Here is a 22329-nt window from a genome sequence, read left to right as displayed (position 1 = left end):
TTAAATTAATGTGGCGCAAATGTAAGGATTACGTTCGTCCCTACATCGATTGCGCTGTTTATCTGCAATTTGATTTTGAGCAAATCGCAAACTCGTTTTACCAGTGACAATCCAAGACCGGTGCCTCCAATTCCGGAACGGCTTTCGTCTCCGGCGCGATAGAACGGCTCGAAAATGCGTTTGAGTTCTGTTTCGGAAATTCCGATTCCATCGTCGGAAACTTCCAAAATGGTCGTATCGTCGGCTTGCGTCAGCGTAATTTTTAGCAATCCGCCGGGTTTCGAATACTTGATGGCGTTCGACAAGACGTTCGAAATTACCGTCGAGGCCATCGAGGCGTCCGACTGCACGAAAAAGTGTCTGTCAAATGTAAAATCGACCAACAGCTTTTGAATCTGGATCTGTTCGGAATACAACTGCAAAGCTTCCAAAACCACTTCGTCGATCGCGACCTCGACTATTTTCAGATCTTGCTTTCGGTTCTCGAATCGCGCCAAATCGAGCAGTTGTTCTACCAAATTCGTGAGTCGGTCGATTTCCTTGAGACAATACGAAACCTTGTCCTCATATTGCTCAACCTCACGAGGTTTGCGAATCAACACTTCCAAAGTGCCTTTTACCACGGCAAGCGGCGTGCGCAATTCATGAGAAGCGTTGGCCGTAAATTCCTTTTCGCGCGCCATCATCGCCTCAACTCTTTCGAGCAAGCTGTTCAGCGAAACCGACAACTTGTAAAGTTCGTCCTTGCGCTTGGGAAGCAAAATTCTTTCTGTCAGATTTCCTTCGCTTATCCTTTCGGTCGTCGCAATGATCTCCAAAACCGGATCGATACTTTTGCCTGCCAAAAATCTCGAGACGAAAAAAAGTGCCAGCAAAATGATCGGATACAATACGAAAAGCAGGAATTTGAGGTCGGAAATCAGGTTGAACGAAGCTTCGGTAGACATTGCTATTACGACATAACCGACTTTTTTTCCCGAGTGATACAAAGCCGATTGCGTTTGGCGCACTTGTCTTCCGGACAAAACCGTGTCGCGGAATCGCTCGCTGTCGTTCTTGTAAAACCGAAGTTGGTTGTCTTTCAAATTCGGCGATTTTTCCTGGAAATTTCCGCTTTTGTCGTAAACCTGCACGAATATCGGATTGATCAGCAAGTCTTTGTGTTCGGACTCTTCCCATTCGTTCGGAAGCACCAAACGCGTGGTATCGACAAGTTTTTCAATGTCCGACTGATGGCGTTCGACCTCGATCATCAAATCTTTGTTGATGTCAGACAAAGCGTTCGAAACCGTCATCCGGTAAATCAGCACGAAAGCGATCAACACGATGGCAGCCGTGGCCGACAGGATGTAAAATGCTATCCTATTTCGGAACGAACTAATCATGCTCTATTTCGTTTACGATATAACCGATTCCTCTCACGGTCTTGATGTAATCTTCCTCTTTTTTGAGGTGCAGTTTCTTTCGCAGCGAATTCATGAAAACGTCGATAACGCCCGTGTCGTAAGAAAAATGGATGTTCCACACGTCTTCGATGATCCGGTTTCTCGTGCAGATCGTACCTTTTCGTTCGATGAGATATTCGAGCAGTGCAAATTCTTTTTGCGTCAACATAATTTCTTCGGATGCGCGAAAAACCTGATGTGTGGCGCGTTTTACCAAAATATCGCCAAGCCGCAGATCGTCTACGGTTTCGTGTCCGTTCCTGAGCTGGACTTTGATGCGTTCAAGCAATTCCTCGAAACTGAAAGGCTTCTTGATGTAGTCGTTCGCCCCAGATTTGAGTCCGGCGACCGTGTCCTGAACCGTGTCTTTTGCGGTGAGGAACAGTACCGGCGTTTCGTTCCGGGATTCCCGCAAACGCTTGCAGACCTCGAGTCCGCTCAATTTAGGAAGCATCCAATCGAGCAAAATGACGTCGAAAGCCTGTGTTCTGGCCAAAGTCAGGCCTTGCGAACCATCGGCGGCGACCGAGACGAAAAAACCTTCTTCCTCAAGACCTTGCCTGAGAAATTCGGAAATTCCTTTTTCATCCTCGACAACCAAAATTCTGGACTGATTCATGCCTTATTTGTATTTAAGATTGAGGCTGACGATGTGCGACTTCAAACCGTCCGACCTGTCATAATGCCCGTACCTGATTTCCAACATGCTGAAATGGCCCCATCCGAAAACACCTTTTGGAGGTGCAAGTCGTATTCCGGCTCCGAGAAAATTGCTGTCGAAAGTCGACAAGTCATAATTGCTCGTATAAAATTCGTCTGCGGCGGAATGCGCTCCGTATGGCGCAAAATATTTCGTACCGGTTTGTGCATAAAACCTGTAAAACGGACTCACCGATACAAAAGACGACAATTTCACGGGAACTTCGAGATCGAAAGTGTGAGCAGACAATTTCCAATCGTCCTGATAGTAGCGATAGTATGCGCGGATGATCACGTTGTCGCCCAAGAAGTAACTGCCTCTAACGGCGAGCGGAATCTTGAGGCGAGAATCTGGCAAATGTTCCTGGTGCACGCTTTGGTCGTTGAAATAGACGCGGTGAAATGGCAGTCCGAGATAGCCGTCTTGCCGAATGACGTCGGCCGAAAACAACAACTGGAATTCCTTGTTTACGATTTGTGCGTAAGTCAACGATAAGGCAAACGTGTTGCGATTGTCAGTCGCGTAACTGTCTGACGTTCGCAATTCTATCGGCGTGATTAGCTTTATCTGGTCGATGTAAGCCTGGAATCTCGCGCTGAATTCGCCGCTTTTGTCCCTGGTTTTTTTGGCATATCCGATGTTCGCTCCAAACGATTGGTAGTCGAATTCCGAAGACGAAGAAACGCCTGCCGAAAAAGCCGAACCAGTCGATTCGTTTTCGAGACCGTAACTCAAAGACGGATAAACCCTCGTGTCGCTGTAAGATGCAGACGAAACAGTACTCGGATCGATTTTGTCGGACGAAGCCGAAGAATAGTGGTCGATCCCGACTTCGAGGCCGAAAGTGTGTTTTTTGCCGGTCGCGCCGTATTTCGTCAATTTCACATCGATTGCATTCGAGATATCGGTCAATTTTTGCGTTCCGAGCCCGCCTTCCACAGCCGAATGGTTTCCGTCCTGTTTGTAGTAACTCGATACGAGATTTATTTCCTCGAGTTTGAGTTTGGTCGCTTTGTAAGCCGATGTGTCGCTTTGAATTGGCTCCGATGTATTTTGCGCCGTGAGTTGCATCAATAGCAGTAAGGCAAATCCTGTGAGAATTCTCTTTTTCATCTCGGTATTTTATCAATTACAGCCGCATCCGCCGCCACTTTTGCCCGAATTTCCTCCCGATGCGCCTTCGCGATACGACTGGAAACTCAATTCGGTCTTCTCTATTTTTCGGTTTGACAACACCATTTCGGAGTCGTTGAGCTTGGCCTTCTGGTATTCCTTGACTTGAGAGCAAGATGTGCATGCAACGGCCGCGAGCAGCGAAACGGCAGCCAACTTAGGTTTGGTCGATTTGAGATTCATGAGGTAAGGTTTATGTTTTTCGAGGAGTAGATCTTGTTGTAATCGTCAACGATGATGCAGTGCAAACCCGGAATTTGATCGACAAGGTGCAAACCCGCCGAAATTCCCATTACCGCTATTGGAGTCGCCATCGCATCGGCGAATTCCGCGTTGTCGCAAATCGTGGTCACGCTTTTGATCCCCGTGATCGGAAATCCGGTCTTGGGATCGATCGTGTGCGAGTATTTGCGGCCGCCGATCATCGCGAATTTTTCGTAATTGCCAGAAGTCGCGACGGCTTTGTCTGAAATGTCGAGATAGGAAAATGGCTGGTTCGGACGCTCCGGGTCGGCAATCCCGATAGTCCAGGATTTTCCCGAAGGTTGTTTTCCCCAAGCCGTCAAGTCGCCGCTGGCGTTGATTATCCCGCTTTCCACTCCGGCCGCTATCAATTTGCGCTTGCCCATTTCGGCGGCGTAGCCCTTTCCTATTCCACCGAATCCGATCCGCATTCCTTTGTTCCTGAGAAAAACGGTTTGCGCTTCGGCGTCGAGTTCAATGTTTCTAAAGTCGATGAGATGGACCATTTTTCGGGCTGTTTCCGCGTCCGGAAGCGCTTGCATCGAGCAGTCGAAATTCCAAAGCTTTTTGTCGATACTTCCGTATGAAATGTCGAAAGCGCCTTGCGTAATACGCGAAATGGCGATACTTCTCTCGATCAAATCGAAAACTTCGGCATCGACTTTTACAGGCGAAATTCCAGAGCGCGCGTTGATTTTGTTCGTCTGGCTTGTATCCGAAAAAGTCGTGAGCAAACTTTCGATACGCCTGGTTTCCACTACTGCGATTTCCATCTGGTCAAAAGCGATTTTCTCTCTTTCGGCAGCGACCGAAAAAGCGAATGTATTTCCCATGAGACGCACTGTTCGCGAGAAAACCTGCATCAGTTGCAAAGGTTTTTGAGTTCGAAAATCCATTCGGCGACGGGAACGTTTGGCTTGCCTTGCCACGATTTCACGACTTTTCCGTCGGAATCCAACAGCAAGGTGTAAGGGAAAATACCGTTCGGATTGTACTTTTCGGCCAAGGCATCGTTGGCTTTCGCCGATTCGGCCGGCAGTTGATTCTTCTTCTTGCGCGGAAAATCGGCATTTACAAAAACGAGTGCATCCGATTCGAAAGCTTTGAATTGCGGATTCCCGAGAAATTCGTTCGTAAAAACCAGACAAGGTCCGCACCAATCCGATCCCGAAAAATTAAGCAGGATGTGTTTATGCTGTGATTTGGCTTGCGACTTTACCTGCGAAAAATCGGTTTGGGCATTTGCCGAAAAAGCGAACAGCACAAGAAAAGCGGCAATAGTTTTCATACTCTGGATTTGTTTCCAAAATAACGAAACACCGCCCGCCTCTATTGGCCTGGATCGCTTAAGATTCGCTTAAGAAGTCAGCCCTTGTCTGCCGATTTGATCTGGGCGACATATTGGCGAACCGTCTGATCGTCGTACATAGGAAGTTTTGCGACGATTTTTCCGGTTTTGTTCACAAGCACAACCCACGGGAAAAAACCGTCCTTGTTGTACTTTTCCACGACCAACAATTGTTCGGCTTTGTCTTTTCCGGGCTGGCTCTTGAAGTCCATTTTGGCCAAAACAAGGTTGGATTGTGCGTACTCCAGAAATTCCTGTGACTTGAAAACGTCGTGGTCGATGCGTCGGCAAAGCTCGCAATTGTCGGGGATCGAAAAGAACAACAGCACGTTTTTACTGCCTTGTTCCGCCTGACGGAAAGCCTCATCGAGATCGTTGTTCCACTGTTGGGCGAAAGTCGTGCCCGAAGTCATCAGCAAAAACAGGATAATCGTTTTCATATACAGCAATTTGATGCTAAATGTAAAACGGAAATCGCATTTTGAACAACGTTTTCCGTGCTTTATTTCAACAATTTGTTTGTGAATAAGTAGTCGGCGGTCTGATAGTACGAAATCGTCTCGCGCAGGAAGCTCTTGTCGACTGCCATAGGCTTGAGCGAGTTGTCGCGTTTGTCCCACGAGTAGAAATTCTGTTTTTTTCCGTCTGATAAAACCATGACTTTGTTGTCTTTCATCAGACATAATTTGCGATAAGTGCCAAAAAGTGCGCGCGGCTCGAAATCGTCCGACAAAACGTTTTTTCCGTAAAAATCGGAATCGTATCTCCAGTGCAAAATCGAAAACAAAGTCGGGAAAAGATCGAGCTGCGAACAAAGTTTGTCCACTTCCTTGTTTTCAGCTTCCGGCAAATTCACGACAAAGGCCGGAATGTGGTAATTGGCTACGTCGATCTCGTCTTTTCCGGCGCTGCTGGCGCAATGATCGGCGACGATTACGAAAATCGTGTTTTTGAACCAAGCTTTGTTTTTGGCTTTCCGGAAAAGTTCGCGCAACGCAATATCTGTGTATTTTACCGCGCCTTGTCTATTGGTGTGCGACGGAATATCGATTTTTCCCGACGGATAAGTATAAGGCCGATGGTTGGAAGTCGTCATCACAAAATTGAAAAACGGCTGGCTTTTGCTATATTTTTCGTCAGCAACCTTGAGCATTTTGGCAAAAATATCTTCGTCGCAAATTCCCCAGGCGTTCTCGAACGTGACTTGGCTGTCGCCTATATTCGTGCGTTTTGTCTTGATGTCGTCGCTCAGTACGCTTCCTCGGCCGCGGTCATAGATGTCAAATCCGTTTCCGCCGAAGTAAGCATTCATATTGTCGAAGTAGCTGTCGCCACCGTAAAAGAAACTCGAGTCGTAGCCTTTGGACTTGAAAACATCCGAAATCGTGAAAAGGTTGTCATTCTCGGGACGTTTTACGATACTTTGTCCCGGCGTCGGCGGAATGCACAAAGTCACGGCTTCCATCCCGCGGACGGTGCGTGTTCCCGTGGCATGCAAATTCCGGAAAAACAAGCTGTGATGTGACAAACTGTCGAGAAACGGCGTAATGTTTTCAGTGTTTCCGAACTCGCCCATGAATTTGGCGCTCAAGCTTTCCACCAAAATAAAGACGACATTTTTCTGCTGCGGATTTGGTTCGGAAGCAGAAATGACGCGATGGATCGGGAAACGCGAAGTGGAAAATCTCGTACCCGATTCCCTCAGTTTATTTCGGACGATAGCAAAAGCCTGCCGGTTGGGAATCGTCGTATAGAACTCGCGATAATCCATGCGATTGTTGTGCATAGCGGCGAAAAACGAGTAAATGCCTGATTTCGAGAGTTCGGAATCGTATCGGTTTTTCGACCATTCGGCTTGGTTGTTGGTCACTAAAAACGAGAAGAGAATCGCTGTGGCAAAAACGGGCGAAAACGCGATCGCTCTTTGTTTTACCGACGCTTTTTCGGAGAAAGTGAGGCGGAAAATCTTCTTTCGTCGGAACAAAAAAACCACGAGAAATGTGAGAGCCGAAATCCCGAAGACCAACAATGGCAAAGGATACGACTGACTTATGTTCGCGACAACTTCATGCGTATAAATCAGATAGTCTACGGCGATGAAGTTGAAACGCGTCCTGAATTCGTCCCAAAAAGTGACTTCGGCGAAAAAGGTGAAAACGAGGATGAAGATCGTGAGCGTCGAAAAAAACCACGTGAAAATCCTGTCGAATTTCGATCCGATGAACCGATTCGGCAAAAGCGAGAAATAGCACAAGGCCGGAAGCGCCAAAAAGCTCACCGTTCCTATGTCAAAAAAACTTCCGACAAGCAAAACTTTCAAAAGCGCAAACGGATTTCTCGTGATCTCGTCGGCTTCCCAAACCGCAAGCAAAATCCGAAGCAAAAAAGAAATACCTACAAACCATAGCACGAATGCCGCGACCAGTATAAAACGACCCGAAACAACTTTTTGGAACATGACTTTTTTTGAGGACAAAAGTCAAAAGCGCAACTTCAGATTGGCTTAAGCGCCTCTTAAAACCAACTTAATGTTCGCTTAAGGAAGGTTTGGAATTCGTAACTTGAAGAAAAACAACGCCATGGCAACCACATTTTCAACCCGGATTCTCGAAGAATTGAAACTCGAAATCCCTTCGACCCAAAAATGCCTGGAGCGCATCGAGGCCAAACATTTCGCGTTCAAACCGCATCCGACCTCTATGGAAATGGGATATCTCGCGGTCTTGGTCGCCCAGATACCGCTTTGGATTTCCTATATGATCGACGTGGGAGAAATCGATTTCAAGACTTTCAACCAACCTGAGATCAAGACCAATGACGACCTGGTTTCGTACTTTGAAGCGAATCTGAAAAAAGCAGAAAAAAGCCTGAATGAAGCCACGGACGAGAAACTTTCGGGAAATTTCACCTTAAAAAACGACGGACAGGAATTGTATTCGGCTCCAAAAAAACAGGACATAGCAACAGCGATAAATCACTGGATCCATCACCGCGGGCAACTCACGGTTTACATGCGCATGAACGAGATTCCGGTACCGTCGATTTACGGGCCAAGTGCCGACGACAGGAATTTCTAGAGCATTCCGTTGTACTTGCGGATGAACCATTCGGCGGCTAGCGTGCATGCGATCAAAATCAGCATCAGCAAACTGTCGATCAGCGGAATTTTCTTGGTGATTTGCTTTTCGACGGTTTTGTAATCCTGGTTTTCGAGAAGCGATTTCACGAGTTCCTCAACCTGATCCGGCATAAAAGCTTTGGCCGAAGTCTGGCTTGCCAATTGGTTCAATTTCAATACATCAGGATTGACGAATTGTTTTTCGATGTCAAAGTCCAGAATTTCGAAGTAGCCTTTGTAGTTCGTGTTCGAATTGAGTTCGCGAACCGAAAAATCGTATTGGCCAGCCGCGAGTCCGTCGAGGTTGACTTTGTAAGCGTTGTTGGTCTTGAGCAGATCGTACTTCTTGGTTTGCTTAGAATTTCTGTTCGTGACCGAAATCGTCAAGCGCGCATTCTCGTCAAATTCGTAGTTCTTGTTGAAAAATTGCGCCGTGATCGCGATCGCTTCTCCGGAATTGTAGAAACTTTCGTGGTTTACGACAAGCGATTTGCGCGAGTTGTCCGACGCCAGATATTGGATGATCTTGTCGGCGAAAAGATCGAATTTCTCGAAAGATTTGTTGTCGATGTGCGATTGCAGCCGCCATTTCCAAATGCCTTCTCCCAAAAGGTAAGCCGATCTCTTGCCATTGTTCTCGAAAAAAGTCAGCATGGGCGAACCGGCGTCGATACCGCGGATCGTAGCATTCAAAAGCGTGTTCGCATTTCCTTTGACCGAAACCGTCCCAAAGGCATTTTCCAAAGGCGGAAGCGATTCAAAACCCATATTGTCTATAGCGAAAAGGTTGAATCCGGAGTCGAAGGCCGCCATAAAATCTTCTTTGGAAGCACTCATGCGGAACTCGAGATTCGTCTGGTTTTGGTTCAGTAGATTGTAGTCAGTATTGTCGCCCGTGATCGTGAAGGTGTTGATTCCCGCATTTTTGTTGGCTTCGAAAAGCTGTCGGAATTCTGGCGTCGGTTGGTACAGGACAAGTACGTTGTAATTTCTTAGATCGCCTATCGCATTCGGTTTGACGATCGTGACTTTTCGTTGAGAATTCGATTCGATGGCGCGTTTCAAAGCGCCTAGATCCGGATGGCTTTGAGTCGATACGATGGCGATTTCAGTGCGTTGGTCAATTACTTCGACGGCAAAATTCTTGGTGTTGTTGTAAGTGTTTTTCTCGGCTTCGGACGAAGACAGGTTCGCCTTGAAAACCTGTAACCCGACATTATCGGCCGGAAGCAGCAAGTTCACGACTTCCGAACGCTTTGAAGGCGAAAACGAAATCGTCTGTTTCGCGAGCACGTTAGAACCTTTGGAAATACTGAAAGTCGCGTTCACGGCCTTATTTCCGGAATATTGCAGGAAAACCTCGACCGGAAATTTGTTCTTGTGGAAAGCATATTTGTTGACGTTGACCTGCATCACTCGCAAATCGAGGAATGCGGTCGTGTCGCCGAGAATTATCGGATAAACTCTATTTTCAGACTGGAAACTGTACACGTAATCGCTTCCCTCGGTCTGGTTTCCGTCAGAAATCAAGACGGTCGGATATTTCCTGTTGCGGTAAATGCTCTTCAGATTGCGCGCCACTTCGTCCAGATTCGTCTGCTTTCCTTTAAAATCAAAGGTTTCCGAAGGTTCAAAATCGGATGAAAAACCATACGACTGCATCTCAAATTTATCCTTGAGGCGCGAGTCTTCGGACAGTTTCTTGTAGACTTCAAGCGCGGCTGCGTCGGCTTTCAAATCGCCGATGGATGCGGAATTGTCGACCGCGATGGCCAATGGCGTTTTTTCGGTTTCGTAAGTGCTCTTGGCGACTTTCGGATTGATCAAAAGCAAAAGCACGCCAAAAATCGTGATGAAACGCAAAATCGCGAGCAAAAGAGTCGTCCTGCTGCGTTTTCCCGCTTTGAAAAGATAGTGGTAAAATGACAATCCGGCCGCCAAAACAATTGAGAGCAAGAGCATTAGAACCGTAATCGCCGTCATATTCGCCAATGAATTTAGAAAAACCAAGATAAGTATAAAAATGCGGGATTCACAAGGGTTTGCGTGGTGTTATCCACTTTTTATGAACGTCAGAAAATAAAAAAAGCCACCAAAACGGCAGCTCTTTTCTATGATTTCAAGACTTTCAGGTCAACATTCCTCCGTCTACGTTCAGGACTTGTCCAGTCACGTAAGCGCTCAGGTCCGAAGCCAGGAAAAGACATGCGTTTGCGACATCTTCAGGCGTTCCGCCGCGCTTCAACGGGATGCTGTCTCTCCAACCTTGCACGACGTCCTCGTTGAGTTTTCCGGTCATCTCGGTCTCGATGAATCCAGGTGCGATCGCGTTGCAACGGATGTTTCGCGATCCAAGTTCCAAAGCCACCGATTTCGTAAAGCCGATCGCTCCGGCCTTTGAAGCCGCGTAATTCGCCTGGCCCGCATTTCCTTTGACGCCAACGACCGAACTCATGTTGATGATCGATCCCGAACGGTTTTTCAACATCGTTTTCTGCACGGCTTTGGTCATGTTGAAAATAGATTTCAGGTTTACGTTTATGACTTTGTCGAAATCCTCTTCCGGCATTCGCATCAAAAGGTTGTCCTTGGTGATTCCGGCGTTGTTTATCAAGATGTCGACGGTTCCGAATTCGGCCAGGACCGAATCGACGAACGTTTGTGCCTGACTGAAATCGGCTGCATCGGATTGATATCCTTTGGCCCTGACGCCCATCGCGTTCAAAGTGTCCTCGAGCGCTTTTGCCGATTCTACCGATGAACTATATGTGAACGCAACGTTGGCTCCGTGTTTGGCGAAAGCCTCGGCGATCCCTTTCCCGATGCCGCGGCTGGCGCCCGTGATGATGGCCGTTTTTCCTTCTAGTAACTTCATTTTAATTTTGGTAAAGTTGATTTGCAAGTCAAATATAGCAATAATTGAAAGCGTGGAAAGTGCGATTTCCTAAAGTTTCCATAAGGTTTTTTAACAATAGTCGAGTGAGTGTTTCGACGATTCCTTTTTACCTTTAGGCTTAAGATCGGATGGATATGGAATTTTGGAAAAAAACGATAGATCTCGAGCGGGAGTTGCTCAAAATCAGGAGTAAGCAAACAGATGAAAATTTGGTTCTGGAACAGGTTTCTCAAATTTTGCAGCAGAATGAATCGCATCGCACACAAATTCGGGACACTTTGTTTTTCGGAAATGAAACCGACTCCAATAACCTGGATTTCCAACAGATGGATTTTGACCGGATTTTCCACATCGACCAGATCCGAAAAATATGTATCGATTACCGACTGAGATTTCTTCCGACGCAGTATTTCAAAGGCGGTATTCCCGAGGAAGCCGTTTCCCACATCCGACAAATCGAAAAAATACACGACACCAGACTCGGCGGTTTCCATATCGTCGCTCCTACCAAGACGTTCCAATTGAAGAATTATGACGATCCGCTTTTGTTCGCGCCTGTCGGAAACGGTTATTTTTACCTGATCCACAAATGGGGAAACGATCTGAAAGCGTCGCGGAAACTGATGGTTTGGCCCTACCGAAACTTGCTCACGTTCACTTTGGCAACAATCGCGATCAGCCTGTTTTTGACTTGGCTCACACCCGAAACCAAACTTGGCAAAGCGGTTCCGCTGGCCAATATGATTGTGTTTTTGTTCGCTTTCAAGTCGATCTTCGCCGTCGGAATGTACAGTTTCTTTATGCTTGGCAAGAAATTCAATGCGAGTATTTGGGACAGCGTTTACTACAATAATTGAATTTTCTTGCTGTCTGATTTTCAACCGATACGAATACACGAATAATCTAGATTAGCGCGTTTGTGGCGTTCAATGTATCTGATGATTCGAAGGTAAAATCCGATGTCGCCAATTAAAAAAGCCCCGCGAAGTTGCGAGGCGTTTTCTATGCTGATTCGGGAATTATCCCAAAACTTCTTTCACTTTCTTTCCGATTTCGGCAGGTGAATCGACCACGAAAATACCGTTGTCGCGCATGATCTGTTTTTTGGCTTGAGCCGTGTCGTCAGCACCACCGACGATTGCTCCGGCGTGACCCATCGTGCGTCCTTTCGGTGCGGATTCTCCGGCGATGAACCCGATTACCGGCTTGCGGTTTCCGTCGGCTTTGATCCATTTTGCGGCGTCTGCCTCAAGTTGTCCACCAATCTCACCAATCATGATGATCGCTTCGGTTTCCGGATCGTTCATCAACAATTCGACCGCTTCTTTAGTGGTTGTTCCGATGATCGGATCGCCACCGATTCCGATGGCAGTCGTGATTCCAAGACCTTGTTTAACGACCTGATCTGCCGCTTCATAAGTCAAAGTTCCCGATTTGGAAACGATTCCGACCTTGCCTTTCTTGAAAACAAAACCTGGCATGATCCCTACTTTCGCTTCCTCAGGAGTGATTACGCCCGGACAGTTCGGCCCGATCAATCGGCACTCTTTTCCTTGGATGTAATCGTATGCTTTTACCATGTCTGCAACAGGAATTCCTTCGGTGATCGTGATGATGACCTTGATTCCGGCATCGGCAGCTTCCATGATGGCGTCTGCTGCGAAGGCTGGCGGAACGAAGATGATTGTGGTATCGGCACCGGCCTGGTCTACCGCGTCTTTCACCGTGTTGAAAACCGGACGGTCAAGGTGCGTGCTTCCACCCTTTCCGGGAGTTACGCCGCCTACGACGTTCGTTCCGTATTCAATCATTTGTGAAGCGTGGAAAGTTCCTTCGCTGCCTGTAAATCCTTGTACGATTATTTTGGAATTCTTATTGACTAAAACGCTCATTGGAGTTCTGTTATTAGGTTTGATTTCGGATGCAAAAATAAGGCTTTCACACCGATATTTAGGTTATTGTTGGTTCAATTTTTTCAGGAAACCTGACTGATTTGGTAACCGCGGTACAACTTGTCGTCCTTGAGTTCCCAGATAACCACAAAATGCGCCAGCAACATTTCCTCGCGCGGATTCTCTATCGTCTTGATATAGTGGTCGTAACGCACAGTAACGAAATTCCCTTCCTGGAGCAGATGCGAAATCCGGGCTTTTGATCGCATATAGGCGCGGCCGAGTTCGGTTGTCAAATCAAGAAGTTTCTGGCGATCGAGCACGATAAGGCCTTTGCTGCTTTGCCATTCGATCTCGATTTCGGGATGGATGTAGGCCGACATGACTTCTGGGTCGATCAGCGCATCTGATTTGTAGAACTGTTGGACGAATTTCTTTGGTCCCATTATTTCAGTTTTTTGATAATTTCGGGAAGATAGCGAATACCTGCGAGCTGTTTCATGGCTTCGCGCGCTTCTTGTGCCGGCGTTCCCCAATATTGTTTTCCGCCTTCGAGCGTTTTGGAAATCCCGCTTTGGGCGAAAATCTCGGCCTTGGATTCGATCGTGATGCCGCTTCGTATTCCGACTTGTCCCCAAATCGTTACCTCGTCCTCGATGATCACGCAGCCCGCAATTCCGGTTTGTGCCGCGATCAGGCATTTCTTTCCGATCACCGTGTCGTGCCCCACGTGTACCTGATTGTCGATTTTTGTTCCATCACCAATTGTCGTGTCACCGCTAACGCCTTTGTCTATCGTGCAAAGCGCTCCGAGACAGACGTTGTCCTTTATGACTACGCGTCCTCCGGACAGCAGTTTGTCGAAACCTTCGGGACGTTTTTTGTAGTAAAATGCATCGGCACCAAGTACGGTTCCGGAATGGATGGTCACATTGTCGCCAATGACCGCGTTGTCGTAAATCGAGACATTGGCATAAATGACGCAGTTTTTCCCGATCGAGACGTTGTGTCCGATGAATACGTTCGGCTGTATGACCGTGCCCTCGCCTATCCTGGCCGATTCCGAAATGGCAACGGAAGCCGGGACGAAAGGCCTGAAATGTCGCGTGAGTTTGTTGAAGTCGCGAAACGGATCGTCTGAAACCAAAAGCGCTTTCCCGTCAGGACAATCGACTTTCTTGTTGATCAGAATGACGGTCGCCGCCGATTGCAAAGCCTTGTCGTAATACTTCGGATGGTCGACAAATACGATGTCTCCAGGCTCAACTACGTGAATCTCGTTCATGCCGTGAACCGGAAAATCTGCACTTCCAACGAATTCCGAACCGATGATTTCGGCGATTTCCTCGAGCGACTGTACTTTTGGGAATTTCATTTTGTAATGAGGTAATTTGAAAATCCGGAAATTTGGAAATGAGTTCTCAGGCTGCTTTTCTTTTCAAAATTTCCGAATTCGCACATTTTCAAATTATTCTTTGACGCGTTCCATGTAAGCGCCCGTAGCTGTATCGATCTTGATCTTGTCGCCTTCGTTGATGAAAAGCGGCACGTTCACCGATGCTCCGGTCTCGACTTTCGCAGGTTTTGTCGCGTTGGTCGCCGTGTTTCCTTTTGCTCCCGGTTCTGAATAAGTCACTTCAAGGACTACCGAAGCCGGCATGTCTACTGACAAAGGCGCTTCCGTTTCTGCATTGATGATCACCTTTACCGTTGAACCTTCTTTCAAAAGTTGGGGCGCATCAAGGATTTCCTTGCCCAAAGCGATTTGTTCGTAAGTTTCAGTGTGCATGAAGTTGTAGGCGTCACCTTCGGCATACAAGAATTGGAATTCATGCGTTTCCACACGTACCTCGTCAATTTTGTGACCTGCCGAAAACGTGTTGTCAAGCACTTTCCCGTTCGTAAGACTTTTGAGTTTCGTACGCACGAAAGCCGGACCTTTTCCAGGCTTCACGTGAAGGAATTCGATGATTTTGTAGATGTCGTGGTTGAACTTGATGCACAATCCGTTGCGGATATCTGATGTACTTGCCATTATATTTCGTTATTCGTTATTCTAAATTCGTTGTTTGCATTCATCCGACTGCGCGTGGCAGTTTCGTCTCAATATCCTCCTGAATACCCTTTCATGATGCCGCGAGAGGAATTCCGGATAAACATGATGATCTCATCGCGTTCCGGCGTTGCCTCGAATTCGCCTTCGATGATTCCCAAGGCCTGAGAGGTATTGTAATTCTTTTGGTACATTATCCTGTAAATCTCCTGGATTTCCCTGATTTTTTCAGATGAAAAACCTCTTCTTCTCAAACCTACGGAGTTGATTCCGACATACGAAAGCGGTTCCTTCGCTGCCTTGGTGTAAGGCGGAACGTCTTTTCGCAACAAAGATCCGCCGGAAATCATCGCGTGATCGCCCACACTGATAAATTGATGTACAGCCGAAAGGCCACCGATGATCGCGTAATTGCCTATCGAAACATGTCCGCCAAGCAAAACGCCGTTCACGATAATCGCGTTGTGTCCGATATGACAATCGTGTGCGACGTGGGCAGTGGCCATGATAAGGCAGTTGTCCCCGATCACCGTTTGTCCCGAAGCGATCGTGCCGCGGTTGATGGTAACGCACTCGCGGATCGTGCAATTGTCGCCGATGATCGCAAGTGAATCCTCGCCTCCGAACTTCAAATCCTGAGGAACGGCCGAAATGACCGCGCCCGGAAAAATATTACAGTTCTTGCCGATTCGGGCGCCTTCCATGATGGTGACGTTCGAACCGATCCAGGTTCCGTCGCCTATGACGACGTTGTTGTGAATGGTCGTGAAAGGTTCGATCACGACGTTCTTTGCTATTTTCGCGCCCGGATGGACGAATGCCAATGGCTGATTCATAGTGTGTCTTTTAACTGATTTTGGCGATCTGCGCCATTAGCTCGGCTTCGGCAACCAATTTGTTGTTGGCATAGGCGCTGGCCGACATGTGACAGATTCCACGACGGATCGGGGAAATCAGCTTACAGTCGAACACAAGCGTATCGCCCGGCATTACTTTCTGCTTGAATTTCACGTTGTCGATCTTCATGAAATACGTGAGGTAATTTTCAGGATCCGGAACCGAACTCAAAATAAGGATTCCTCCGCACTGCGCCATCGCCTCGACGATCAAAACGCCCGGCATTACCGGCGCGCCAGGAAAGTGTCCGACGAAAAAGCTCTCGTTCATCGTCACGTTCTTGAGTCCCACGACATGCGTGTCGCTCATCTCAAGGATTTTGTCGACAAGCAAAAACGGCGGACGGTGCGGCAACATCGACATGATCTTGTTCACGTCCATGAGCGGATCTTTGTAGATATCGAACGTCGGAATTTGGTTGCGCTGCTCGATCTTGATGAGTTTCTGCATCTTTTTGGCGAATTGCGTGTTGACGAAATGTCCCGGTTTGTTCGCGATGATCTTGCCTTTGATGCGGGTTCCGATAAGTGCCAGATCGCCGATTACGTCAAGCAATTTGTGGCGTGCGGCCTCGTTTGGATAATGAAGCGTCAGGTTGTCGAGGATTCCGTTCGGCTTGACCGAAATCTTCTCTTTCCCGAAAGCCGTCTTGAGGTTTTCCATAGTCTTCTCTGAAATCTCCTTGTCGACATACACGATGGCGTTGTTGAGATCGCCTCCTTTGATCAATCCGTTGTCCAGCAACGTCTCGAGTTCGTGAAGGAAACTGAAAGTTCTCGCGTTTGCGATTTCGGCCTTGAAGTCTGAAATGCTTTTGAGATTGGCGTTTTGCGTTCCCAGCACTTTCGTACCGAAATCGACCATCGTCGTGACCTGATATTCGTCGGCCGGCATCACCAGAATCTCGCTTCCGGAAGCTTCGTCGGTAAACGAAATCACCTCTTTCACCGTGTAGTAGTACCGTTCGGCATCTTGTTGCACGATTCCGGCTTCCTCGATGGCCTCGACGAAATACTTCGACGATCCGTCCATGATTGGCGGTTCCGAAGCATCAAGCTCGATTATGACGTTGTCTACATCGCATCCGACAAGCGCCGCCAAAACGTGCTCTGAAGTCTGGATCTTGACGCCCAATTTCTCAAGGTTCGTACCTCTTTGCGTGTTTACGACGTAACTGGCATCGGCTTCGATGACCGGACTTCCTTCAAGGTCTACCCTGACAAAAGTATACCCGTTGTTCACGGGCGCGGGCTTGAAGGTCATTTTTACGTCCTTACCGGTATGAAGACCTACTCCGGTAAGTGAAACTTCATTCTTTATGGTTGTTTGTTTAACCATTATGTGTTTTTTTGGTTTAGTGTCTTTTTGAGTTCGTCTATGTCCGAAGCGATCTTTGGCAGATTCTTGAAATGGACATAAGACTTCATGTATTCGGGAAGATGGAACGCCGGACTGCCCTGAAGCGTCTCGTTGTCAGGAATGTTTTTGCCGATTCCCGATTGCGCCTGTATTTTCACATTGTTTCCGATGACCAGATGGCCAACAATACCGACCTGTCCGCCAATCATGCAGTTCTTTCCTATTTTGGTCGATCCGGCGACGCCACTTTGGGCTGCGATTACCGTGTTTTCCCCGATTTCTACATTATGTGCGATCTGGATCTGGTTGTCGAGTTTCACGCCTTTTCGGATTATGGTCGATCCCATTGTCGCGCGATCGATTGTCGTACACGATCCTATGTCGACGTTGTCCTCGATCACGACATTGCCGATTTGCGGTACTTTTTTGTAAGAACCGTCCGGGGTTGGCGCCCATCCGAAACCATCGGCACCGATTATTGCGCCCGAATGGATCGTACAATCGTTCCCGATCACCGTTTCGGAATAGATCTTGGCTCCGGCGAAAATCGTGACGTTGTTTCCGATAGAAACATTGTCGCCGATAAAAACGTTCGGATAAATCTTGACGTCATTTCCCACGACGGAATTCGCGCCGATGTAACTGAAACTGCCCAAATAAAGATTTTCTCCCGTCTGGACATTGTCAGAAATAACCGACGGCTGTTCGACCCCGACCTTATTGAGTTTTACCTGATTGTAAACCTCGAGCAAGCGCGTGAACGCCCCGTAAGCGTCGGCAACCTTGATAAGTGTCGTAGTGATTTCGGTTTCAGGCTCGAAAGTCGTGTTCACGATCGTGATCGAAGCCTGGGTCGAATAGATAAAGTTCTCGTATTTCGGGTTCGAAAGAAAGGTCAACGATCCCGGAGTTCCCTCTTCGATCTTCGAGAGTCTGGAGACTTCCGCTTCGGGATTTCCCACCACTTCGCCTTCGAGTATTCCTGCTATTTGAGCTGCTGTGAATTTCATTCTATCTGATTAAATTTCCATTGTCATAGAATGGAATCCCGATGAAATCGATGCAAAAAACCACATTTGGGTTGCCACCATTTCATCCCGACAAAAATATAAAAATTTGGTTTTCTACCTACTTTTCAGACAGATGTTTTGGAAAGCACACGTAATATTTGGTCACGGGTTTCGACAGTGCCTTGAGGTTCAATTGGTCCGATGCCTCGACGACGTCTTCAACGGTTTTGTCTTTCTTGAGAATGCGGATCGGTTCGGCTTCCTTATTGTATGCCTGATTTTTGATCTTGCCCTTGAAAACGAAATAGTGCGCGTCTTCGAGTGAAATGCCTTTTTCCTTGGCGCACGCTCTTATATAAGTGTCGATTTCTTCCTTGGTTATTTTTTCGGCAGACAACTTGACCTTGAGCAAATCCCGGTTGACGATCATGTGGCTCAATTCCGACAGGATCACATCGGCACAAAATTGCCAGCTTTTGAGCGCACTTACAATGTCGTAATCGTCGAGCATCGAAAAGCGTTTCAGTATGTTGGCATCAAAATCTTCAAGCGTCACTTTATGTTCCATGAAGAACTGAAGGTTGCCCGAACAATCGAGCTTTTGCCCTTTTTCGACCAATTCCTTGGCGCGTTTCAAAGCTTTCATCAAAGTCAATTCGGCGACGAGACTTGTCTTGTGCAGATAGGCTTGCCAATACATGAGACGCCTTGCCATAAGGAATTTCTCTACCGAATAAATGCCTTTTTCCTCGATCACCAAAGTGTCGTCGACGACGTTCATCATCTGGATCAATCGGTCGGAATTGATGTTTCCTTCGGCGACTCCCGTATAGAAACTGTCGCGTTTAAGGTAATCCATACGATCCATATCCAGTTGGCTCGAAATGAGCTGCAACATGAACTTGCGATGGTATTCACCTTTGAAAACCTTGATAGCCAAAGACAATTGCCCGTCGAACTGCCTGTTCAGCTCTTCCATGAACAGCAACGAGATCGATTCGTGGTTTACGGATTCCACTATGGAGTGTTCCATCGCGTGCGAAAACGGTCCGTGGCCGATGTCGTGCAACAGGATTGCAACCAAGAGCGCAATTTCTTCCTCTTCGGAAATTTCCACATCCTTGAACCGCAAGACCTCGATGGCTCGCTGCATGATGTGCATCGCCCCGATAGCGTGATGAAAACGCGTGTGGTGCGCGCCCGGATACACGAGATAGGACAATCCCATTTGGGAAATTCTCCTGAGTCTCTGAAAATACGGATGCTCGATCAGGTCATAAATAAGAGCATTCGGAATCGATATGAACCCGTAAATCGGATCGTTTAAAATTTTGAGTTTGTTGGTTTGGGCCACAGAAACAGGATTTGCGCAAATATAACCCGAATAGCGTTACCAATCTTTGGTCACATGGGTTAAAGCCAAGTTAATCCGTAAATCGTGAAAGACGGCTGAGACAAGTACGATCTACCTTTATCAAAATAAAACACCAATTATGAAAAAGTTCATTTTCACAGCAGCACTGCTTGCTTTTTTTACAGTTGCAAGCGCGCAACAGGACGGACAGGCCGACCAAGATAGAATCCAACAGGAACCGCCTCGTCCGGCACAACAGGAAGTCGAGCGTTCGGCAACCAAAACGTCCAAGTCGGAAGTTGGAAGAACCGCAAGCGAGAAACAACTCGAAGGTGAAATGCGCGCCAAGCAAAAAGGCCAATCGCAGGCAGTCAAGACACAGCCGAACAGCGGCATTCCGCCAAGACTCAACGACACATTGAATCCGCCGACGCGCAAAGCTAAGACGCCTCAGCCCTGATTCGACAGCTTTAACATTTTTTACAGGAAATCTGTAATGGGATTTGGTTTGTACGGCCGAACTTTGCAGACCTAACAAATCTTCGAGATTTGTTAGGTCTTGCAAAACCCAAAATCCTGATGTGTTTTTGTATAGTTTTGCACATCGGATTTTTCTTATGGAATACAACAGACATTCGTTTTTCAAAAGTACTTTCTGCATTTTCAAAGCTGAAAAGTCGCCAAATCGAAAACCAGATTACGCCAGTAACTCGGGAAGCCTGTATTGGTTTGACGAAAACGGCGTCTTTCGCGAGTCGAATCATTGGGGACGCGCCGCCAAATGCAAATGGCGTCTCGTGGAATCTGATGGAAAGACTTCGCGCACCAGGTCGGGTTATGCGAAATGGGCCGACTTTTTCCCCGACAACGAAGTCGAAAACCTTTACTTCCTCAAATTCCAAAACGGACAAGTGCAGTTCTTCCATAAAAGTGCGCCTGAATATGCAGGCGAACATTGCCGTACTTCGGCTGAAACCATGAAACGCATCCGTAAAATCAGGCAATACATTCAACAAGGCGATTCTTCCGAAATCTTCCTCAAGCAATTGGCCGACACAGATTTGCCGGTCCACGAAATAAACCGGCTGCTTTCCCATTCCTGATTTTTCTAACTTTGCCGCATGAAACCCAATTTCGTCAACCGAAACAAGGAAATTGTAGCGTATGCCATTTTCATGGGAGTCGCCTTGGCAATCCTGAGATTTCTGGAAATCCGGTTTTTCTTTTTCGACTTCGGAACCGAAATCTTGGTCGGCGGATCGGCTTTGCTTTTTATGGCCATCGGAATTTGGGTGACACTGAAACTTGCGAAGCCCAAGACAATCGTGATAGAAAAGGAAATTGCGCGTGCGGCAGAATTTTGTTTGGATCAATCGGCGCTGCAAACCATCGGAATCAGCAAACGCGAACTCGAAGTGCTGCAACTCATGTCGAAAGGCCACAGCAATACGGAAATCGCCTCCCAGCTTTTCGTCTCATTGAACACCATAAAAACGCACGCTTCCAATATTTTCGAAAAACTCGAGGTCAATCGACGGACGCAGGCTGTCGAGAAGGCCAGACAACTTCGGTTGATCCCGTAAATGGCTTACCCGAGTTCGAATCTGGGTAAAATCACCCGAAAGTATGACCCGAAAAGCCGCGCCAAACCTAATCTTTGCCCGATAACCAAAATCAGCAACATGACAAAAACAGTATTGAAATTCGGATCGATTTCGGGCGCGATCGTCGCCTTTATGCTTATTGCGATGGCTTTGATAGGCATGGAAAAAGTGATGTTCGGGCCTTGGGGAATGGTCATCGGTTTCGGATCGATGCTAATTGCTTTCGCATTCATCTTCGTCGGAATCAAACACTATCGCGACAAAGTCTCAAATGGCAGGATAACCTTCGCAAAAGCCCTCCAGGTCGGATTGCTCATCGCGTTCATTGCCTCGACATTTTACGTGGTGACGTGGCTTGTCGAATACTATGTGTTTATTCCCGATTTCTTCGAAAAGTACGCCGCTGCGAGTCTGGAAAATGCCAAAGCATCCGGAAAATCGCCCGCCGAAATCGCCGAAGTGATTAGTGAACTTGACAAAAGCAGGGAAATTTACGAGACACCTATCGGCGTGGTGCTTTTCACCTATTTCGAAATTTTACCGCTCGGCATCATTGTTTCGATCATCGCGGCGCTAGTGATGATGCGAAAGTCCTTGAAATCGTAAAACCAAAGTTTCCACAGCGGTTAAATAAAAGTTAATCAGATTGACAAATAGCGTCCTTTTTAAGTAACTTAGACTTGTAATTATAGCGATATAAATACTTAAGAGCCTGAAGAACAACATCAGAACGATTAGATTTCTATTTGTTATTTAGGTTATTGATGAGAGAGGTTTCATTTTTATGAAACCTCTTTCTGTTATATATATTTCCTCTTTTCACAAATTTTCTTTTATTTCGATTTTTTGGGAGCTTTTTCCGGCTAACCTGGCACTAGCTTTCTTTAAAAAACCAGTTTTTCTTAGGTTTAAAACGAGCTTCCTGCGGTCGCTGTTTTAAATCTAGAAAAATTTGGTTTTTTCTGCGAAAGGCTAGTTGCCGTTATCCGGGCTATTTTCTTTTATCACAAAATCTTTTTCCTTTATTATTTTCTGTGAAACCGGAATTCTTGCCTCAAACTATATCGAATAAAAAATGAGCTTCGCTCATTTTGTGTTTGCGGCAGCTTCGCTGCCGGATGTTGTAGTTCGTCGCCTTCCGCGGGACTACTTTTGCCTGGCCGCAAAAGTAGCAAAAAGGCCTTGCGGCTCGAACCAAAAACGCGACCTGACAGCCTTGAAATTTGGAAAAGAGGCG

Annotated in this window: 24 protein-coding genes; 6 read left to right on the top strand and 18 right to left on the bottom strand. The window is 47.0% G+C overall.

Annotated elements, in window-relative coordinates; translation table 11 throughout:
• Positions 1 to 5: 5 nt before the first annotated feature.
• The 8 genes from EOO49_RS03525 to EOO49_RS03490 form a co-directional block, all read right to left on the bottom strand.
• Positions 6 to 1385 (bottom strand): HAMP domain-containing sensor histidine kinase, encoded by a 1380-nt coding sequence (locus EOO49_RS03525; protein WP_290842798.1) that lies wholly within the window; start codon positions 1383 to 1385, stop codon positions 6 to 8.
• Positions 1378 to 2064, bottom strand: coding sequence for a response regulator transcription factor (locus EOO49_RS03520; protein ID WP_290842796.1), 687 nt, complete (start codon positions 2062 to 2064; stop codon positions 1378 to 1380). The genes EOO49_RS03525 and EOO49_RS03520 overlap by 8 nt, the downstream gene beginning before the upstream one ends.
• Before the next feature lie 3 nt (positions 2065 to 2067).
• Positions 2068 to 3258: a DUF3570 domain-containing protein gene (locus EOO49_RS03515; RefSeq protein ID WP_290842795.1), complete on the bottom strand. Its 1191-nt coding sequence runs from the start codon at positions 3256 to 3258 to the stop codon at positions 2068 to 2070.
• A gap of 12 nt (positions 3259 to 3270) precedes the next feature.
• Positions 3271 to 3501 carry a DUF4266 domain-containing protein gene (locus EOO49_RS03510; RefSeq protein ID WP_290842794.1) on the bottom strand — a complete coding sequence of 77 codons (231 nt, stop codon included), beginning with the start codon at positions 3499 to 3501 and terminating at the stop codon, positions 3271 to 3273.
• Positions 3498 to 4457: an FAD:protein FMN transferase gene (locus tag EOO49_RS03505; protein WP_290842793.1), complete on the bottom strand. Its 960-nt coding sequence runs from the start codon at positions 4455 to 4457 to the stop codon at positions 3498 to 3500. The genes EOO49_RS03510 and EOO49_RS03505 overlap by 4 nt, the downstream gene beginning before the upstream one ends.
• On the bottom strand, positions 4424 to 4849 hold the full coding sequence (locus EOO49_RS03500) for a thioredoxin family protein (protein ID WP_290842791.1): 426 nt from the start codon (positions 4847 to 4849) through the stop codon (positions 4424 to 4426). The genes EOO49_RS03505 and EOO49_RS03500 overlap by 34 nt, the downstream gene beginning before the upstream one ends.
• Before the next feature lie 77 nt (positions 4850 to 4926).
• Positions 4927 to 5349 (bottom strand): thioredoxin family protein, encoded by a 423-nt coding sequence (locus EOO49_RS03495; RefSeq protein WP_290842789.1) that lies wholly within the window; start codon positions 5347 to 5349, stop codon positions 4927 to 4929.
• 62 nt (positions 5350 to 5411) lie between these two features.
• The gene (locus EOO49_RS03490) at positions 5412 to 7367 is read right to left on the bottom strand and encodes an LTA synthase family protein (RefSeq protein WP_290842787.1); all 1956 of its coding nucleotides are present in this window, start codon (positions 7365 to 7367) and stop codon (positions 5412 to 5414) included.
• A gap of 121 nt (positions 7368 to 7488) precedes the next feature.
• Here EOO49_RS03490 and EOO49_RS03485 point away from each other — a divergent pair, with 121 nt between their 5' ends.
• Complete coding sequence (locus EOO49_RS03485; protein ID WP_290842785.1) at positions 7489 to 7986, top strand: DinB family protein; 498 nt, start codon at positions 7489 to 7491, stop codon at positions 7984 to 7986.
• Here EOO49_RS03485 and EOO49_RS03480 read toward each other — a convergent pair.
• Together EOO49_RS03480 and fabG are read right to left on the bottom strand one after the other, a co-directional pair.
• Positions 7983 to 10010, bottom strand: a complete 2028-nt coding sequence (locus EOO49_RS03480) for a hypothetical protein (RefSeq protein ID WP_290842783.1) — start codon at positions 10008 to 10010, stop codon at positions 7983 to 7985. The two genes, EOO49_RS03485 and EOO49_RS03480, sit on opposite strands and share 4 nt — an antisense overlap.
• Positions 10011 to 10155: 145 nt before the next feature.
• Positions 10156 to 10902, bottom strand: a complete 747-nt coding sequence (gene fabG / locus EOO49_RS03475) for a 3-oxoacyl-[acyl-carrier-protein] reductase (RefSeq protein ID WP_290842781.1) — start codon at positions 10900 to 10902, stop codon at positions 10156 to 10158.
• Positions 10903 to 11057: 155 nt separating this feature from the next.
• Here fabG and EOO49_RS03470 point away from each other — a divergent pair, with 155 nt between their 5' ends.
• Positions 11058 to 11780 carry a hypothetical protein gene (locus tag EOO49_RS03470; protein WP_290842779.1) on the top strand — a complete coding sequence of 241 codons (723 nt, stop codon included), beginning with the start codon at positions 11058 to 11060 and terminating at the stop codon, positions 11778 to 11780.
• Positions 11781 to 11942: 162 nt separating this feature from the next.
• On the opposite strand, the gene sucD is transcribed toward EOO49_RS03470, so the two are convergent.
• From sucD to EOO49_RS03430, 8 genes are all read right to left on the bottom strand, one after another.
• Positions 11943 to 12815 carry a succinate--CoA ligase subunit alpha gene (gene sucD / locus EOO49_RS03465; RefSeq protein ID WP_290842777.1) on the bottom strand — a complete coding sequence of 291 codons (873 nt, stop codon included), beginning with the start codon at positions 12813 to 12815 and terminating at the stop codon, positions 11943 to 11945.
• 83 nt (positions 12816 to 12898) lie between these two features.
• On the bottom strand, positions 12899 to 13261 hold the full coding sequence (locus EOO49_RS03460; protein WP_290842775.1) for a nuclear transport factor 2 family protein: 363 nt from the start codon (positions 13259 to 13261) through the stop codon (positions 12899 to 12901).
• Positions 13261 to 14190: a UDP-3-O-(3-hydroxymyristoyl)glucosamine N-acyltransferase gene (locus EOO49_RS03455; RefSeq protein WP_290842773.1), complete on the bottom strand. Its 930-nt coding sequence runs from the start codon at positions 14188 to 14190 to the stop codon at positions 13261 to 13263. The genes EOO49_RS03460 and EOO49_RS03455 overlap by 1 nt, the downstream gene beginning before the upstream one ends.
• A 93-nt stretch (positions 14191 to 14283) precedes the next feature.
• Positions 14284 to 14850: an elongation factor P gene (gene efp, locus EOO49_RS03450; protein WP_290842772.1), complete on the bottom strand. Its 567-nt coding sequence runs from the start codon at positions 14848 to 14850 to the stop codon at positions 14284 to 14286.
• 68 nt (positions 14851 to 14918) lie between these two features.
• The gene (gene lpxA, locus EOO49_RS03445; RefSeq protein ID WP_290842770.1) at positions 14919 to 15704 is read right to left on the bottom strand and encodes an acyl-ACP--UDP-N-acetylglucosamine O-acyltransferase; all 786 of its coding nucleotides are present in this window, start codon (positions 15702 to 15704) and stop codon (positions 14919 to 14921) included.
• 10 nt (positions 15705 to 15714) lie between these two features.
• Positions 15715 to 17103 (bottom strand): bifunctional UDP-3-O-[3-hydroxymyristoyl] N-acetylglucosamine deacetylase/3-hydroxyacyl-ACP dehydratase, encoded by a 1389-nt coding sequence (locus EOO49_RS03440; protein ID WP_290842768.1) that lies wholly within the window; start codon positions 17101 to 17103, stop codon positions 15715 to 15717.
• Entirely contained in the window at positions 17103 to 18134 is a 1032-nt protein-coding gene (gene lpxD, locus EOO49_RS03435) for a UDP-3-O-(3-hydroxymyristoyl)glucosamine N-acyltransferase (RefSeq protein ID WP_290842766.1), read from the bottom strand. The genes EOO49_RS03440 and lpxD overlap by 1 nt, the downstream gene beginning before the upstream one ends.
• A 118-nt stretch (positions 18135 to 18252) precedes the next feature.
• Complete coding sequence (locus tag EOO49_RS03430; RefSeq protein ID WP_290842765.1) at positions 18253 to 19488, bottom strand: HD domain-containing protein; 1236 nt, start codon at positions 19486 to 19488, stop codon at positions 18253 to 18255.
• 139 nt (positions 19489 to 19627) lie between these two features.
• Here EOO49_RS03430 and EOO49_RS03425 point away from each other — a divergent pair, with 139 nt between their 5' ends.
• From EOO49_RS03425 to EOO49_RS03410, 4 genes are all read left to right on the top strand, one after another.
• Positions 19628 to 19948 carry a hypothetical protein gene (locus tag EOO49_RS03425; protein WP_290842763.1) on the top strand — a complete coding sequence of 107 codons (321 nt, stop codon included), beginning with the start codon at positions 19628 to 19630 and terminating at the stop codon, positions 19946 to 19948.
• Between the two features lie 157 nt (positions 19949 to 20105).
• The gene (locus EOO49_RS03420; RefSeq protein ID WP_290842761.1) at positions 20106 to 20591 is read left to right on the top strand and encodes a hypothetical protein; all 486 of its coding nucleotides are present in this window, start codon (positions 20106 to 20108) and stop codon (positions 20589 to 20591) included.
• Between the two features lie 18 nt (positions 20592 to 20609).
• Positions 20610 to 21071, top strand: coding sequence for a response regulator transcription factor (locus tag EOO49_RS03415; protein WP_290842759.1), 462 nt, complete (start codon positions 20610 to 20612; stop codon positions 21069 to 21071).
• 99 nt (positions 21072 to 21170) lie between these two features.
• Positions 21171 to 21698 (top strand): DUF4199 domain-containing protein, encoded by a 528-nt coding sequence (locus tag EOO49_RS03410; RefSeq protein ID WP_290842756.1) that lies wholly within the window; start codon positions 21171 to 21173, stop codon positions 21696 to 21698.
• Positions 21699 to 22329 lie beyond the last annotated feature (631 nt).

Origin of the sequence: Flavobacterium sp., from assembly GCF_004295795.1 — a bacterium.
Classification (GTDB): Bacteria; Bacteroidota; Bacteroidia; order Flavobacteriales; family Flavobacteriaceae; genus Flavobacterium.
The sequence above is the reverse complement of the archived record's forward strand: the minus strand, read 5'-3'. Positions and strand labels throughout refer to the sequence as shown.

Coding starts and splice junctions, on each gene's coding strand:
- EOO49_RS03525 (WP_290842798.1), bottom strand. CDS start 1,385: ATGATTAGTTCGTTCCGAAATAGGATAGCATTTTACATCCTGTCGGCC.
- EOO49_RS03520 (WP_290842796.1), bottom strand. CDS start 2,064: ATGAATCAGTCCAGAATTTTGGTTGTCGAGGATGAAAAAGGAATTTCC.
- EOO49_RS03515 (WP_290842795.1), bottom strand. CDS start 3,258: ATGAAAAAGAGAATTCTCACAGGATTTGCCTTACTGCTATTGATGCAA.
- EOO49_RS03510 (WP_290842794.1), bottom strand. CDS start 3,501: ATGAATCTCAAATCGACCAAACCTAAGTTGGCTGCCGTTTCGCTGCTC.
- EOO49_RS03505 (WP_290842793.1), bottom strand. CDS start 4,457: ATGGATTTTCGAACTCAAAAACCTTTGCAACTGATGCAGGTTTTCTCG.
- EOO49_RS03500 (WP_290842791.1), bottom strand. CDS start 4,849: ATGAAAACTATTGCCGCTTTTCTTGTGCTGTTCGCTTTTTCGGCAAAT.
- EOO49_RS03495 (WP_290842789.1), bottom strand. CDS start 5,349: ATGAAAACGATTATCCTGTTTTTGCTGATGACTTCGGGCACGACTTTC.
- EOO49_RS03490 (WP_290842787.1), bottom strand. CDS start 7,367: ATGTTCCAAAAAGTTGTTTCGGGTCGTTTTATACTGGTCGCGGCATTC.
- EOO49_RS03485 (WP_290842785.1), top strand. CDS start 7,489: ATGGCAACCACATTTTCAACCCGGATTCTCGAAGAATTGAAACTCGAA.
- EOO49_RS03480 (WP_290842783.1), bottom strand. CDS start 10,010: ATGACGGCGATTACGGTTCTAATGCTCTTGCTCTCAATTGTTTTGGCG.
- fabG (WP_290842781.1), bottom strand. CDS start 10,902: ATGAAGTTACTAGAAGGAAAAACGGCCATCATCACGGGCGCCAGCCGC.
- EOO49_RS03470 (WP_290842779.1), top strand. CDS start 11,058: ATGGAATTTTGGAAAAAAACGATAGATCTCGAGCGGGAGTTGCTCAAA.
- sucD (WP_290842777.1), bottom strand. CDS start 12,815: ATGAGCGTTTTAGTCAATAAGAATTCCAAAATAATCGTACAAGGATTT.
- EOO49_RS03460 (WP_290842775.1), bottom strand. CDS start 13,261: ATGGGACCAAAGAAATTCGTCCAACAGTTCTACAAATCAGATGCGCTG.
- EOO49_RS03455 (WP_290842773.1), bottom strand. CDS start 14,190: ATGAAATTCCCAAAAGTACAGTCGCTCGAGGAAATCGCCGAAATCATC.
- efp (WP_290842772.1), bottom strand. CDS start 14,850: ATGGCAAGTACATCAGATATCCGCAACGGATTGTGCATCAAGTTCAAC.
- lpxA (WP_290842770.1), bottom strand. CDS start 15,704: ATGAATCAGCCATTGGCATTCGTCCATCCGGGCGCGAAAATAGCAAAG.
- EOO49_RS03440 (WP_290842768.1), bottom strand. CDS start 17,103: ATGGTTAAACAAACAACCATAAAGAATGAAGTTTCACTTACCGGAGTA.
- lpxD (WP_290842766.1), bottom strand. CDS start 18,134: ATGAAATTCACAGCAGCTCAAATAGCAGGAATACTCGAAGGCGAAGTG.
- EOO49_RS03425 (WP_290842763.1), top strand. CDS start 19,628: ATGAAAAAGTTCATTTTCACAGCAGCACTGCTTGCTTTTTTTACAGTT.
- EOO49_RS03420 (WP_290842761.1), top strand. CDS start 20,106: ATGGAATACAACAGACATTCGTTTTTCAAAAGTACTTTCTGCATTTTC.
- EOO49_RS03415 (WP_290842759.1), top strand. CDS start 20,610: ATGAAACCCAATTTCGTCAACCGAAACAAGGAAATTGTAGCGTATGCC.
- EOO49_RS03410 (WP_290842756.1), top strand. CDS start 21,171: ATGACAAAAACAGTATTGAAATTCGGATCGATTTCGGGCGCGATCGTC.